Raw genomic sequence first — 16357 nt, 5'->3', positions numbered from 1 at the left:
CTCTCAGCTGCAGCGCTGGCGGTCCGTGTGTTGTGCCCCATTGTTCACTCCTAATCTCATGATCATGAGCCAAAACACTCCCTTATTCAAATTAACCGATCTGTCCATAAGGCTTCGATGGGGAACAACGCTATGTGAACCATGATGCTCATCCGATACGGGTGCTCTCAGAAACGGTCGGGGAGAGGATTGAGGCGGGGTTGAAGGGAAGGGAGTAAGAGTTTCATAGCTAATGCATTTGAGTTTGTGGCCGTTCGTGAACACCGCATGTTGCACTTTTGACGGTGGTTTCAACTGGTGGATGCAACACTTTAATCTTTGAGTAGAGATGGAGTGTTCGACATGACGTATCGCCGCCGTATTTACTATTCTGCCGCACAGCGAGCCGAGATTTGGGATCGATGGCAGCGGGGAGAGTCGATGAGTTCGATTGGTCGTGTGTTTGACCGGCAGTCCTCCTCGGTGTTTTCTGTCATTTCTCCGACCGGAGGCATCCGCCCCTCTGACCGGCATCGTGGTAAGCTGGCGCTGAGTTTGAAAGAGCGTGAAGAGATATCGCGTGGTCTCAGCATCAACGCCTCTTTACGATCTATAGCCCGCCAGTTGAGCCGCACTCCGTCTACGATCAGTCGCGAGGTACAGCGCAACGGAGGTCGGGTTACTTATCGCGCAGCAGCGGCTGATCAGGCTGCCTGGGACCGCGCTCTACGGCCCAAGACATGCAAACTCGCTTGTCATCCTTCATTGCGCCACGCAGTATCGGAGAAGCTGCGCAGCAAGTGGTCTCCAGAACAGATTGCCGGCTGGCTCAAACGTAGCTTTCCAGGAGACGTAAACAAGCAGGTGTCCCACGAGACGATATATCGAAGCCTTTACATACAGGCTCGTGGCGTATTGAAGAAAGAACTGCTGGACCATCTGCGTGCCAAACGCACGATACGCCGGTCCAGACACGCAAGCCTCAAACGAAATAGTCTAGGCCAAATTAAGGATGCCGTTTCGATCAGCAAAAGGCCCGCTTGCATCGAAGACCGCGCAATACCAGGGCATTGGGAAGGTGATCTGATCGGAGGATCCAAGAATAGCTATATCGCCACTCTTGTTGAGCGGCAAACACGCTATGTCATGTTGATCAAGGTTGCCAACAAAGACACGAGCAGTGTTATCTCCGGGTTGATCAAACACACCCACAAATTACCAAAAGAGCTTTACAAATCTTTGACTTGGGATCGAGGCAAGGAGATGGCAGATCATCTAAGCCTGACATTAGTAACGGATGTTGCTGTATACTTCTGCGACCCACATTCACCGTGGCAACGCGGATCAAACGAAAACACGAACCGCTTGCTGCGGCAGTATTTGCCCCGTGGCACTGACTTATCTGTACACACGCAGCCTGAACTTGATGCAATCGCAAGGCAACTCAACCAACGACCCCGCAAGACCTTGCAATATCAAACCCCAGCTGAGAAGTTCTCACAGTGTGTTGCCGCGACCAGCTGAATCCACCACCATTTGCGGACATTCGGCCTAATTCTAGGAAGGTCCAGTTAGCATGTCACTTCAATCAAAGGTTGATTTCGGTCAGCTTGTTGTTGAGCGACCATACTGAACATTCAAGCTCTCTCCAGATTCCCTTGTATGCGTCCGCTCTGGAGTTCGTTCCTGATCCCGGAAAATTTCATTATATTCGCTAAGCGGCCATTTTAAGCTGATTAATTCTAAGGATTTTTACATCCCATGTGTATCTTCAGTTTTGATTTCAGAAAAGAGGGATCACCATGAAGATTTCTTACGTGAACCAATACCCGCCGCGCTTCAAAACCAATGATGGCCGCATAGTGAATGTTAAGGTTTCCAGCAAAAAAAACAATATTCTCGAGGCCGTTGAGGAAAATTCGAACAGCCTTCGTCAAAAATACGACGAATTGGGAATGGAACGTTGTTATGTGCATGACTTGACGATTGGTGCGCCCGATATCGACGATGTAATGGAAAAATTACCAAAAGTCGATGACATTTACCGAAGGACAATGGGGGGGGGGCGCTTCGGAGATGTTGCGCTGGTCGAAGACGACAAGTTCACCTTTGAAGCTAATATTGTTCAGCTCCCTGAAGGCAATGATGTTATATTCGATGGCTACACTTCCAAGGAGTTGTTCGACCAATTCCATACGTTTTTCACGTCCCCGGATGCTGGGGAACTCGCAAAGCAGTGGATCGAAACGAAGCTTTCAAGCCACTGTGAGAAACATGAAATTACTACCGGAGGTCAACCATTCTATCGCAGTAACTTGGATCTCTTTGTGCCAAAAGATCAAAAAGCACTGCGCCCACTACTGATCCATATTCATGGTGGTTATTGGCAGTACACACAAAAGGACATCTACTACCAGATTGCAAACTCATTCACTCAAGAAGATGTCCTGGTTGCAAATCTCAACTACCCGCAAGTGCCAGATGTCTCTATTCAAGAAATGATCGAAGTCGTTAAGAAATCGATCCGCTATCTTTATGTCAACGCAGAAAAATGGGGCATAGATCGAGACAGAATATCAGTTGCGGGGCACTCTTCAGGTGCACATCTGACTGCTTGCATGGGTGTCTTCAATTGGTCACAATTAGATCCAGATCTACCGGGATCTATATTCAAGAACGTAGTTGCTTTTTCTGGTGGTTACAATATGGAACCTTACATGCACGACGCTCAAAACTACCAGATGGGGATTTCACCGGAAGATCTGCCTTTCATGAGTCCTTTACATTTGCCATGCCATCGCGGAGCGAAATTCACTCTTTATGCTGGCTCTAAGGAAAGCGCCGAATATCAAGCACAAACCAAAGACTTCTACGATCACTTGGTCCATAATCGTGTTGAGGCAGATTTGCGGATTATCGAACAGGGTGATCACTTCTCGGTAATCAATGAGTTCTATACGCACGGAGGCCCCATATTCAACCACGTACTCTCGATACTATAGGAGCGTGATGGTGTGGCGCGCGCTTGAGGAGGATGACCCCGACGCTGTTGCGTAAATTCGCTTCAGGCGTATATTCTAGCTGTTCTTTCTTTCAGTGAAGGTGCACGCCATGCTGTTTAAAGCCAATGCTGATCGCTAACATAAGTTTGCCAAAGCCATCATCGTTAGGTCGGCTTCACCGAGCGCTTACTTCCAGATAGCTTTGACATGAGGTTTTGAGCGTTCGAGCATTTAACCACCTTCCAAGAACTGGGTCTCAAATGGATCGTAATGCCGCCCTACGCAGTGAGACATGTAAATTATAACTTTGCGGTGATGCTGGCAGTTATCATCACTCAAAGTCAACGACTGATTTCATAACAGTGCCGTACGATTTAGGCTTCTGCCAACAAAATCCTATGGTTTTGGAAATAGTGACGAGTCAGTTTGAAGGAGACGGTCAAAACCCTTCAAGCAAACAGTCTCAGCCCCTGATAGAGCCGAATGAATGTCCGCAGTTGGCGGTGGGCTCAACTAATCGCTGCAACACATTCGGCAAACGTCTCAGCTACAAGGGGGACGTCGATCTGGAGGCAAAACTCAACCAGTGGGAGCGATTTTACAACCTTCACCGGCCGCTTACGAAGCACTCAGAGAAAAGCTTACAGTCAACGCCTTAATCGCCTCGTGAGTAGCTGCACCTTACCGATCGGTTGAATTGCAACAATCGGGATGCCGTAAAAGTGCAAACAGCAGGAAGCGCGGTGCGAACCCTGCCGAGAGCATAAGTAAGTGTCGTTTAGACTTATTGAATAAGGCCGAACCGAAAACCCTCAGCTACCGCGTGTGTTCTATTCGAAGCATGCAGCTTTCTGGCAGCCGAAGCCAGATACCAGTCCGCAGTATGCTGAGAAATATTTAGGATCTGACTGATCTCCCAACTTGTCTTGCCTGCAGCTGCCCACTTCAGACACTCAAGTTCACGAGGAGTAATGCGATGACGAGGACGACTGATGTTTGAACCAGCTAGTTCACGCACTTTATTACTCGCATAAATGCCAACCAGATGAAGAACACTGATTTCGCGTTCATTCAGTCGAACTTCTGGTCCACCAAAAATCAGCATGCCTTGATAGTTCTGAAGGCCACGCACTGGCACACACACTCCGTCATACATTCCGTAATCGCGCGCTTCTGACAGAACTTGCTGTGCAGCTGCAGAAAGATTGCTATCACGGGCAACGCTGGACCAAAGAAATGGGCGACTAGCAGTACGCGCTTTCGCGACAATCGGATCATTTTGTATGTAATTACGATCGAGATAACGTTGTTGCCATTCAGACCGCCAGCCACTCAACATAATAGACCCATCAAAGGATGTGTTAGCTTCGGGGATCGCGGCAAGACAAAAACTAGTAAAGCCAAAAGACTGACCAAGTTCAGCAAGACGCTTAGAAACAAGATCAGGTGTCTCTTCATTATTAACAGATTCAATAAATTCTAGTGCAGCAGTCAATGAGTTCATTTTATACGCCCCTACATATAATGCCTCCAACAATCTTACTTTACGAAATATTCACCTGATTTATAAGGTGAAGCTATTACCCATCATCTAAAAGAGGCTAACTATTTTCATAACAATTAATAAATGTATTCAATATTACTTCGTTCCCAATAGAAATATGCCCATAGATATTAGTACTGTTAAATTGCACTATGTTTTATTCGAATAGGTCTCATTTAAAAATTTCAGATTTCAAATTATAAATAGATTTTTATTAGGAAAATACATTGAAAAGAGCGCGTTAACACTTGGTTAGTGTTTTCTTACTGATACGGTTCCGCATTTAATCCAATGAAAACATTATACTTTTTTACACATGGTCGAGATCAGATTTCGTGCTTCTATTTGCCCTGGATAGATGCAAAAACCTCAACGATATATCTGAGGGGGACAACGGGGACAACTCCATTCCAGAGCCGCTTTGGGCTCAAAATGCCCCTTATCTTATCGGGCGCTTCACATAATCATATGCTGAGAAGAGCTCTTCAGAAAGAGACCGTAGTCTCATCTGCAAAGACTTGCGCAACTCTTAATTGAAGCACCCGAATGGCCGCAGTTGGCCCAATCTGTCTTAAATTTGATCAAAATCTCTGTCTGATGTGCGGTGGTGTTGACCGCAGATATTAAAATGAGTTTCCAGACCTATGATCTGCAGGAGAGGCGAGTATGATACTTTATTACTCGAATTTTGGTCTCTATGTTGAAGTTTGCGTTCCTCAGTATGATACTTTATTATTTGGAGCATATTTTGAGTTGGCGGATTTGTGCCAGTTTTCGTGCGTTTCAGTATGATATTTTATTACTCTCCAACAGGTTTTTGTCAATAAGTAATAAAGTTCCATACTGAAACCGCCGGCATTATGCTTGCTTTGCGAGCAGTGACCGGCGGTTTTTTCATGGCAGGTAAGAGTAAAGCATTTTCTGACGCCTAGTTTGCGAAGATGTGTCCAACTACCTTTGATGACAGACAAACCATTCGAGGCTACGTTTGTTTGTTGGTTCATCTGCAAATATTAAACTGATAAATAGCATAAGAAAGCCCACTCGACGTCACTTTAAAACCACGTAATAATCACCTCATTGAAATAGTTTATTGATGGACTACTAAATGAGTTGTCGATGGTCGTCCCAGTGGTTTGATACTACAGCAGATAAGTGCAAGCTGAACTTAGTCTGTCTGCCTCAGGCGGGAGGCGATACGAGCTTATATAACCGATGGAAAGCACCGCTAGGTGATCAGGTAAATGTGATGCCTGCTAAATTTCCAGGGCGAGGAACCCGGTTAAAAGAACCAGCAATCAATGCGATGGAAAGGGTTGTATCGCAGCTAGCGCTAGAGATTGAGAAGTTCGGCGGTGCGCCTTTTGCAATTTTGGGGTCAAGTATGGGGGGGTGGATTGCTTACGAGTTGGCACTCCATCTTTTCAAGCAAAGCGGGCTGAAGCCAACGGCTCTTTTTGTGCTGGCATCGGCGTCTCCTTTTGCTCCAAGAACTCTACCGTTTCTTGATGGGTGTACTCGCGAGGAGATGGTTGATGAGCTCATCTCGTTTAATCCCGAGTTTGCTCAGATTGCACAACATGACGATCTTGTAGACTTGCTTTTACCTGCGATTATAGGTGACTTTGAACTCTGTGAGACTTACAGGCCGCGAGTTCCCTGGCAAATCGCGTCACCAATCTTTGCCTACGCAGGAACTAAGGATCAGATTGTGGAACCACATAAAGTGAAGGGATGGACGAAGTTGAGCTCTGAAACCGTTGCCGTTGATGAAGTCGAAGGCGGGCATTTTTTCATTGAACATTCTCCAGCTAAAGTCCTTAATCAGATAAAAGACCATGCTGCAAACGTTGTTGGTCAGTTGCACCAGCCTTCATCCATAGAGCTCGCTTAAGATTTCATGCCTGTTTCATTTTCCGTCTTTGATGCTCAGCATTGGCTTTTGGCTGTGAAAGAGCAATGGCAACGTTGCTGTGAGCCAGGCAAAGTGATGCTTGTTTTGTTGCCATTGGAGTATCCATTTCCAATGGACCAAGCGTTAACCGCTGAAGAGAAAACAAGAGGTGCGCGTTTCAGGTTCTTGCGAGACCGGCGCGCGTTTGCCTTGGGTCGTTGGGTCGTTAGAACCATTCTGGGAGTGGATCAGCCGCCAATACCCTTTCTGCTGCAAGATGGTGGTAAGCCATACCTTTCAGGATACCCGACATTTAATGTGAGTCATTCAGGCGGTTTGGTTGCAGTCGCTTTGGCTCGTAATGCACCATTAGGTGTCGATATTGAACTCATGCGGCGAGGCAGCCAAATGACTGATTTGATGCTGCTTGTTTGTCATCCGATGGAGCGTTTACACATTGAATCAAGGAGTCCCAAGGAACGCGCAGCCATGTTTTATCGCTGTTGGACCCGGAAAGAAGCCATCTTAAAGGCAACAGGTGAGGGGCTGCGTGATGACCTCAGCTCACTTGACGTGAAGTTAGAGCAACAGCACCCCTGGATCACTTCAGAACCACTTCCTTTGAAACTGCTGGATATTGAGGTCGGATGGGAAGGTTACAGCTGTAGCCTCGCAGTGGACCCCGGTATCACTAGTTTAGACATCCACTCCCCCTTCCAATTACGCCAACTCGAGTGTTTTGACCAAACCAGCAGTAGCCAATACGTGATCTAACGTTTCTCCCATGAGTATTGAATAGTGATCTGTTTCTACAATCTGCCAGTTTTGTAAATCTGGCAGTAGTTTAACCCAGATCTCACGGGAGTTTGCTGTTGTATTTTGGGTTCCACGCAACCCTTTGGGAGTTTCAGATGCCAAGAATACACTCGTCTGCCAGAAAGGTGCCGGACTCATTGTATGGTGCGCCATCGCTTCCAGATTGGCTTTCGTACAGCGAACAAGTGCTTCCTGATAGGACTGTCGTTCATGACTGTTCTCAACAAGGGTTCTTTTGTCTGGCCATTTCGCCTTTAGCTCCTTTAAGAAGATGATTTCGACTTCTTGCTCACTCATTTGCTTCAGGTTTTCGCCAGAGTTTGGTGCAGGCGGATCAATGAGTGTTAAGTTGCCGGGAGCTCTTTGTTGCTTCGAGAAGCAGAGTGCCATTTCTTGAGCAACCCATGAGCCGAATGACCAGCCGACTAAATGAATCCGCTTATTTGCAAACCTTTCCGCTATGGCTTCAGCGTAAACCGCAGCTCTTTCTTTTAAACTGATTTTTGGTAGATCGGGATTTGTGAGGGCAGGATCGGCAATCACGGTGATCCCAATGTTGTCCGGGAGTTTTCCTGCCAGTTCTCGGTATGCTTCAACATCACCTCCGATTGGATGTATGAGAACAACAACTTCATCACCCTCACCAGAATGCCATTGGTGCGGGGCAACTGCATCTGCCCAAGTGCTGTTTGGAGAAGAGGGGTTTGCCTTGTGCTGTTGTTCAACCAGATTCATAATCAGGTCTAAGGAAGTGTTCTTTGGGATTTGGGAGAGTAACACCTGAATGTCATAGTTTTCTAAGAGGCTAACGACGTCCAGAAGAGTAAGTGAATCCATACCTAAGTCATAGAGGCATTCATCAGGGACAAGCTGATCAAGTCCAAGCTGTTGCAGAAGAAGGGTTTCTATCTGATCGCGAATGAGTTTTAGTTTGTGTGTCTTGCTCGTTCGCGCATCAGATTTGATCTCGTTCCTGACCAGTGATCGATAGAAGTATCGAGCCTTTTCAACACCACAAGTGCTAACCAGCACTTGTGGTACAGTTGTATGAAATGCTCGAGAGAATGTGCGCAAGCCTTCTTTGTTGGATAGGCCAAGCGTCAGGTGTTTTTGATGTAGTTCATCTTGCGTATTGGAGTCGGTCGCCATCCCACTTTCGCTCCAGATATCCCAGTTGATGGTGGTTCTGATTGTGTCAGGGATCACCGGATTGCTGTAATGCGCAAAGCTATCCAATAAGGCGTTGGAGGAAGCGTAGTCCAGTTGGCCAGCTCCCCCTAAAACAGCTGACATTGACGAGCAGTAGATAGCCCTCGTTGGCTTGAATACTTCAATGAAACGCTCAACAAAAATGCTTCCCTCATACTTTGCTAGCATCTTGTTGTAGACTTCTATCGGGTCACGGAAAGAAATCAGATTTCCTTCTCCAACTCCGGAGGCATGTACAACGCCTGCAACGGACATGTCTAATCTGGCGACACTCTCAAACGTTACAGGCCACGTGGCTGGCTTTCCTATGTCAGCCTGTATCAGGTGTATTCTTGCGCCGAACTGCAGAAGTTCTTCTGGAATGCGCGGATTGCGGGAGATAATTGCGACATGAGCATGAGGATCAGCCAGCAGGCTCGTGCAAACTTGAGTTCCAATCGCACCGCTGCCACCCGTCACCACGAAGAGAGCTGGCGCATCCAGTTCAATCGGTTCGGTAGTTGGGCGATTTTGAGAAAGAGGTAAGATCCTGCATTCCCAAACAAAACCATTACGCAAGGCAAGGCGTTGTGCCTTCATTTCTTCAAGTGAGAGTACAAACGCAACCTCGGGCCAAATGAAACCTTGTTTTGTATCTTCTAAATCCAGCCAGAGTGTCTGGATGTCAAACTCCTGAGGGATCACAGAAAGCGGACCAGCGAGTAGCCCGTGTAGCGGCTGAGCGACTGTACCATTCACCGGTGCAGCCTCGTAAGAGAGCAGGCATATTCTGGAGATCGTAAGCCCATATCTAGAGTGAGCCTGAAGCACATAAGTCAGGCTATCCAGACAAACCTTTTTTGCTTCCTGAAGGCTATCCAACTCATTTTGCTCGCCTTTGCAAGACAATGGAAGTGCATGAAGCCAGTCCAACTCTCCAAGGTTCATAAATGACAGGTGGCTCAGAAGGTCTTCAACGGAGTCCGTAGAAAACGGATCTACCGACAACTTGTCTGAATGAGCACCAGAAATGCGTCCGTCATAACAAACAGGCACAACACGATGGTAGACGGCATCAAGTGCGGCAAAGTCATCGGAGACGTTGTTCGGATCATATAGGACAACCGCTGTTTTTGATCTCTGCGCTGTTTGGCAACTTCCAACGCGGCAGACTGGTTGCCAAACCATCTGGCTTAGCCATTGTTCCTCTGGCAGGCGTTTTGGAAGGTTTTCACTCGCCGTACTCTTGGCTGCTGGAAGCTCTAACACGTTGTATTGTTGAAGGTTGAAGCAATAACCCGGCAAATCCCAAGGCGGCGGAGTACCTGCACTTTGTGTCTCAATCTCTTTGCCTTCCAGCCAATCAGCAGCGGTTAGGTTAGCGGGATCGTAAGCTCCTTTATTCTCATCACAGTAACGCGGGACGAATGAACCGAGAGATTTGATAGCTTCTGCGGCATCATCACAATCGATAGCAAAACGCCATGGGTGTGCTCGCCTGCTTGATTGCAGATGTGAGAGGACCAGCTGAAATGAAGTTGGGTTATGTTCAAGATAATTCTTGATCTTTTCTGCCAAAGAAAAAAGCGCAGCCTTGGTATGTGCTGATAGAGCAAGGCATTTTGCAGCAGTGAATTGCTGAAGCTCGTCTTCCGAGGCTTCTCCGATTACAACATGAGCGTTTGTGCCGCCAATTCCGAAACTGCTGACGCCTGCATAACGTGGACGTGTATCTTCCCATTTTTTGCTGTTGGCCGGGGTATAGAACCCCTTTTGATCCAAGCCAAGTTCTTGATTGGGCTGCTCAAATCCAAGGTTAGGGGGTACATAGCCGTGATAGATCGACAAAGCAGCGCGAATTAGTCCAAGGACGCCAGCACCGGCACCTAAGTGGCCGATCTGGCTTTTGACAGATGAGAGTGCGCAGGATGCTTTGGGGAGATTGCCGTATGCAGATGAAAGGGCTTGTACTTCAATAGGATCACCCAGTTGTGTCCCTGTTCCGTGCGCTTCCACATATCCGACTTGATCACCCCTTACTCCTGCATTCGTAAGGGCTTGACGAATAACGCTTTCCTGTCCGGAAACTGAAGGTGAAGTATAACTCATTTTGGACCGACCATCGTTATTGATGGCTGATCCTTCGATAACAGCATAAATGCGATCACCGTCCGCTCGGGCGCGATCCAGTGACTTCAACACCACCACCCCAACACCACTGGCGCCGATGGTGCCGCTGGCGTCTTTGCTGAACGGTGAGCAGTTGCCATCCCTGGAAAAGATGTGTTGAGACTGATACTTATAGCCCTCTGACATATCGGGATCTACAAGCACGCCTCCTGCTAGCATGACATCACATTCGCCATTTCGGAGCATGCCTGCGGCTGTATGGATGCCAATCAGCGAGCTTCCACATGCGGCTTGTAGTGTAATGGCAGGGCCTTCGAGGTCCAGTTGAAAGGCAACCTTGGTGGCGAGGAAGTCTTTCTCATGGTGTAAGGCCATTTGGAACTTGTCAGGAAGGGTGGTTGGAGGTTTGGAGCGAAGGGCTGCGTGATAGTAGGTTGTCTCACCACAGCTTGCGATAACACCGATGTTTTGGTCGGTGTTCAGTGGAGGAATGCCAGCATTTTCAAGAGCATGTACACAGCTCATCAGGAAATGTCGCTGCTGCGGATCCATGAGCGCTGCTTCCCGTGGGCTGATACCGAAGTACTCAGGATCGAACGACATCATTTCGCTCATCTGACTTCGCGCACCGACGAAATCAGGATCCTCCGGTGTGAAATGTTCAATTCCGCTTCGGTTTTCACGGACCATGGACCAAAACTCAGCCAGGTCATCTGCGCCTGGGACACGTAGTGCCATACCGATAATAGCAACTTTTCCCGCGCTCTGCGTTGTCTTTGCTTTGCTAGTCCGAGTTTCTGATTCCGTTTTTCCTTCAAGATGTTCTGCCAGATCTGAAGGCGTCACATAACGAAACAGATCTGCGATACTGACTTTTTCTTCCAGTGCTTTATTGATATGCATTTGGTAGCGCATCAATTGCAGGGAAGAGCATCCAGCCTCGAAAAATGTTTGGTCCGCAGTGATGGATGCACCAGTGACATGTTCAAAAGCTGCAATGAGTTCATTTGTGCGTTGAATTGCGTTATTTGCGTTTATTTTGCGTTTTTTACGTTCAATCTTGCGCCATTTGCAGCTGGCCAATGCTCTTTGATTTATCTTTCCACTTGGAGCGCGGGGCCACTCGTCGACCTGTCTGAATTCGTCAACCCGGATGTAGTCAGGAAGCTGCGTTGAAAGATAGTGATCAAGCTCATCTGCGTTGATGGTGCCCACTCGCAGGCTGACATAGGCATGGAGTTTTTTATGCTGGTCATCAAAGACAACAGAAGCCTGTTCGATGGCACCGTGATTTATCAGAGAGGCTTCCAACTGGCCGAGTTCAACGCGGTGACCTGAGATCTTCACCTGCTGGTCGTGACGGCCTCCATAGTTTACCTGTCCGAGTTCATCCAGAAAGCCCATGTCGCCGGTTTTGTAATAGAGTTTTGAGCCGCCAGTGCCATGATCTGACTGGAGTATGACAAAGCGTTCAGCGTTCAGCTCTGCATTGTCCAGATAACAACGGTGAACCAGATTACCGCCTATGAGGAGTTGGCCGCGTTCACCGGATGGAACCGGATGGAAGCTGTCATCTATGATGAGAATATCGGTGTTGTGAACAGGTGCGCCAATCGGTGGGCGGGTTGGCCAGTTTGCTGCTGGTCCGTGCATAGAGTGAGCGCAAACCACATGCGTTTCAGTTGGGCCATAGTGATTATGCAAGGAGGCTTGGCGTAACTGCGTGAAGAACGTACGGAGGGCTTTGGTGCAATACAACTGCTCGCCGGCCGTGATCACATTCTTCAAAGCACCGGGGAAGATGTTGAATGTTTGAGCAGCTTCGCAAAACAATTCCAGCGCTACAAAAGGCATAAAGATGCGTTGCAGATTATTGTCACGCATATAGTTCAATAAGCCCTGCATGTCCTGTCGCCAAAGAGGATCAATGACATGGAAGCACCCGCCCGAACAGAGCGTTGAAAAGATCTCCTGAAACGAAACATCGAAGGCTAACTTGGAGAACTGCATGGTGTGTTCTCCAGCGGGCAATCCTCCCTGTTGCTGTTGCCAGTGCAACAAATTGCAAAGTGTCTGGTTGTAGACATCAACCCCTTTGGGTTGACCAGTGGAGCCGGAGGTAAACAGGGTATACAAGGGCCTTTCGCGATCTGAAAATTTCAGAGGATGCTGATGATCGCGTGAATTTCTGAGTTCTTGCAAATCTACTGGCAGCGCGCGTAAGTCCTGGCGTTCAAGTGCAGAAGGTAAGGATGCCTGCGCTGCATGGAGGATCCCAACTGGTTGGGCTTGTGAAATCACATCCTCCAGCAGCTTTTGAGGATAGCTCAGGTCCACCGGAACGGCTGTTACACCGAGTTTTGTCACTGCCAGAAGCGAGACTACGTAGTCTGGGGAGGCATCCATATAGAGTGCGACGCGCACAGCTCCTGCAGGTTCTGTTGACCCAAAAATAGTAGACTGCATATTAGCAGCCAAAGCATCGGATAACTCGTCCAACTCATGATAGGTGAGAGTTTTGCCGCGCCATGCGAGGGCAGGTGCATGTGGTGATAGTGAGACTTGCTGCTGAAACCAGCTTGCGACCGTTGTGTATGGCAATGACTGGCTTGCACCAGTTACATGCGAAATGCGTTGTTGTGTGTTGAGTTGGAAGACGTTCGCTGCAGCCTCTTCAGTTTCCATATGATCCAAACCAGTGAACATGGTTTGTTCCAGCAGGATGATAGCATCATTGTCAAAGTGACTGAGATCATACTCCCAGTAGAACTGGTAGGTACCAGCTTCATCAAGAACAGACAGGTAGAGCGGGCATTTGGGGGCGACATCTTCAGGGTAAGATAGCTGAGCGCATTCTCCGTTGAGCTTCAGTGTTTCGTAACGGGTGTTTTCGGTCGCAAACATAAACTCAAACGGAACGCCTGAAATACGCTTCCTTTTCTGCAGATGATCAACCACATGTTCGAAGGCAACATCCTGACAGGCAAGAACTTGTTTTGAAGCCCTGGTGAGGGTGCTTGTATTTTGTTGAATGGAGGTTGTGGGATCGATTTTAACCGGAACCAACGCTGTGTTGGCGAACATTCCAACTGTTGCTTCAAATTCTGTTGTAAGCCGGTTCGCTACAGGGCTTGCAATTGTGAAACTCGTTCTACCCGTGTGCACATAAAGTGCATGGGCAAACAGCGCGTGAAAGACCTGATGAGGTGTTAGTGAAAGACGCTTTGCAATGGTCAGCAAATTTGCTCTGGTGGCTGCATCAAGACGTGTCAAACGTGTTCGCCCCGCTGAAACACCTTGCTTTCCTTGATCGAGTTTCAGCACGGGCTTCCAGCATTCCTCCATCTCCGGCACGTCGTATAGCTTGAAGAGAGCATCCTTTTGCTTGTTGTAATGTTTAGTTTCCCATAGGTGCGACTGCCATTTTGCAAAATCTAATGGTGTCAGCCCAATTGGCTTTTGGTCCTGTCCTGTCTCGTCTGTTTCTGCCTGGAATGAACGGGAAAGATCTTCAAACAAGATGTTGAGTGACCAGCCGTCCAGAATGATGTGGTGCGCATGAAACAGAAGGACACTGGTGCCATTTGGTTGGTGGACCAGATGAAGTTGAAACAGGCATGGGTGCTCAAGATCAAATGGTTGAGTGAGGAGTTTGGTTTGCAGCTGTGAAATTGCTTCTTCTTCCAAGGTTCCGTGGAAGTGAAACGCCCCTGGATTGCTTTCAGCTACCCACTGCTGCACCCCATCATCGGTGGGATGGAAGCTGGTGCGTAGCGCTGGGTGTTTTTTGACCAGCTCATATGTTGCGTGACCCAAATTTTCGGCATTCAGATGACCTGAAAACCGAAAAATGAACGGTGTATTGTAGGATATGTCAGCAGGGTTCTTTTGTTGCTGTAGCCATAACCGCATTTGCTCCGAGGTTGCCTGCTCTTTTGCCAAACCTGATGGAGCAGGTGCAGGCGGTAAACTGCTGGCTTGCTCATTGTGCTCGCTAACAATCTCAGAAAGTTCAGCAAATGTCAGGTTTAGAAGCTGTGATGGCGCAACGCGGCAACCAAATATTGTGTTGAGTTGGTTAGATAAGCTGATTGCTTTGAGTGAATCGCCACCTGCGGTAAGCAGCGTCTCTTCACGGCTTAACTGCGCCACACTCAAAACCATCTCTGCAGTTTGCAGAATGCTGCTCAGAACGGTACTCTCCGAGGCATCACAGGAGGAAATACGACGGAATGGAGCAATCTCCATTTCTTGAAGGGCTTTTCGGTCGATCTTCCCGTTTGCATTCAGAGGTAACGAGCCAAGACAAAAGACCTTATGAGGACGCATATAATCTGGCAGGTAAGCAGAAAAATGGGCATCAAGCTCTTCATAATCAAGCTGCTCTTCACTCGCTAAGTAAGCATGCAACTCAAGCGGTTTGCCTTGTTCCTGAGCTGCTAAAACACAAGCCTGCTGTATTTTCGAATACTGCTGGATGCGCTGTTCGATTTCTTCAGGTTCTACGCGAAACCCGCGTACTTTGATCTGCCTGTCAACGCGGCCCACATACTCGACCAGACCTTGCGGATTGAGGCGGACCAGATCGCCAGTGCTATACCATTTTCCAGAGTTTGGAAGCTCTACAAACCTACGCTGTGTTTCCTCTGTTCTATTCAGATAACCATGAGCAACGCCTGCGCCGCCAAGATAGAGTTCCCCAGTTTCACCGATATTGGTGATCTCACCGTTTGATGACCTTAGCTGGCAGTCTGTACTGGCAATGGGACTGCCAATGGGAATGATGTCTGCATCAAAGTCCCGAGGAATTGCAAAGCACAAGGCAAAGGTTGCACACTCTGTCGGGCCATAGATATTGTATATCTGACAGGCGCTTTCAGGGTTTGCTGCATACCATTTCTCGACAGTTTTGGGGTTTAGCTGCTCGCCGCCAATGAGCAGATGCCCAAGCGATCCAAAGCAGGCAGGCCCGTGATCGACCATCGCATTGAACAGAGAGACTGTCATGAACATGGTTGAGATCGACTGCTGCTCCAGCTGCCGAGCAAAGCCTGCAAAATCGGAGAGTTCGTCACTGGAGAAAACGACACTACATCCGCCAGTTAAAAGCGGTACCCAAACATCAAAGCTGAGTGCATCAAACGCAGGGTTGGAAATATGCGCGTAGCGATCTCCGATATGCATGGGGACAAAGCGGGGCTGATGGGCAAGCCTCTCGATTGCTGAGAGAGGCACTTGAACGCCTTTGGGCGTCCCCGTTGTTCCAGATGTGTAAAACAAAAACGCAGTTTTCGCCAAAGGATAACGCGGGAGGTCGCCGCTATTCTCATGCAGGCTTTGTATGAGCAACTGGTCAGCATGAAGGATCTGATGCGCTTGTTGGGAAAATGGCGTGGATGCACTCGCCTCTGGCACGATGAGAAAACGTGTTTGGCTATCAGTTAAGATTGCTGTTTGCCGGTCTGGCGGGCTGGCGGCATCTAACGGGACAACCGTTGCTCCCGCTTTCAGTATCGCGAGCATGACAACTATGAGCTCTTGAGAGCGAGGCAAACAGACGGCAACCACATCGCCGTTTTTTACGTCGTGGCCTCTCAATGCTGAGGCTACTTGTGCGGAGCGTTCGTTGAGCTCTTTGTAGTTGAGGATACGATCATGATCCTGCACCGCGGCCAGTTCAGGAAAATGGTCCGCATAAAAGCTGATACTGTCTAATAACGAAGATTGGACGGGTCCCTGATCTCCAATTTCTAAATCATAAGAGCTCGAGGCTAAATATTCATGAGAAGTGTTGATAGTCATGTA

6 protein-coding genes are annotated in these 16357 nt (G+C 48.2%); 4 read left to right on the top strand and 2 right to left on the bottom strand.

Going from position 1 to position 16357, the window contains the following annotated elements:
• Positions 1-342 precede the first annotated feature (342 nt).
• Positions 343-1503: an IS30 family transposase gene (locus tag PsAD5_RS02100; RefSeq protein WP_063290897.1), complete on the top strand. Its 1161-nt coding sequence runs from the start codon at positions 343-345 to the stop codon at positions 1501-1503.
• A gap of 278 nt (positions 1504-1781) precedes the next feature.
• Entirely contained in the window at positions 1782-2981 is a 1200-nt protein-coding gene (locus PsAD5_RS02095) for an alpha/beta hydrolase (RefSeq protein WP_063290896.1), read from the top strand.
• A gap of 784 nt (positions 2982-3765) precedes the next feature.
• On the opposite strand, the gene PsAD5_RS02085 is transcribed toward PsAD5_RS02095, so the two are convergent.
• On the bottom strand, positions 3766-4485 hold the full coding sequence (locus PsAD5_RS02085) for a LuxR family transcriptional regulator (RefSeq protein WP_063289664.1): 720 nt from the start codon (positions 4483-4485) through the stop codon (positions 3766-3768).
• A 1147-nt stretch (positions 4486-5632) separates the two neighbouring features.
• Between PsAD5_RS02085 and PsAD5_RS02080 the strand changes: the two genes are divergently transcribed.
• Both PsAD5_RS02080 and PsAD5_RS27485 read left to right on the top strand, forming a co-directional pair.
• The gene (locus PsAD5_RS02080) at positions 5633-6418 is read left to right on the top strand and encodes a thioesterase II family protein (RefSeq protein ID WP_084405891.1); all 786 of its coding nucleotides are present in this window, start codon (positions 5633-5635) and stop codon (positions 6416-6418) included.
• Between the two features lie 6 nt (positions 6419-6424).
• Entirely contained in the window at positions 6425-7192 is a 768-nt protein-coding gene (locus PsAD5_RS27485) for a 4'-phosphopantetheinyl transferase family protein (RefSeq protein ID WP_084405890.1), read from the top strand.
• On the opposite strand, the gene PsAD5_RS02075 is transcribed toward PsAD5_RS27485, so the two are convergent.
• Positions 7139-16354, bottom strand: coding sequence for a non-ribosomal peptide synthetase (locus tag PsAD5_RS02075; protein WP_063290893.1), 9216 nt, complete (start codon positions 16352-16354; stop codon positions 7139-7141). The genes PsAD5_RS27485 and PsAD5_RS02075 overlap by 54 nt on opposite strands.
• Between the last annotated feature and the right edge of the window lie 3 nt (positions 16355-16357).

It is taken from the genome of Pseudovibrio sp. Ad5 (assembly GCF_001623095.1).
Classification (GTDB): domain Bacteria; phylum Pseudomonadota; class Alphaproteobacteria; order Rhizobiales; family Stappiaceae; genus Pseudovibrio.
This window is presented reverse-complemented; position numbering and strand designations above follow the sequence as displayed.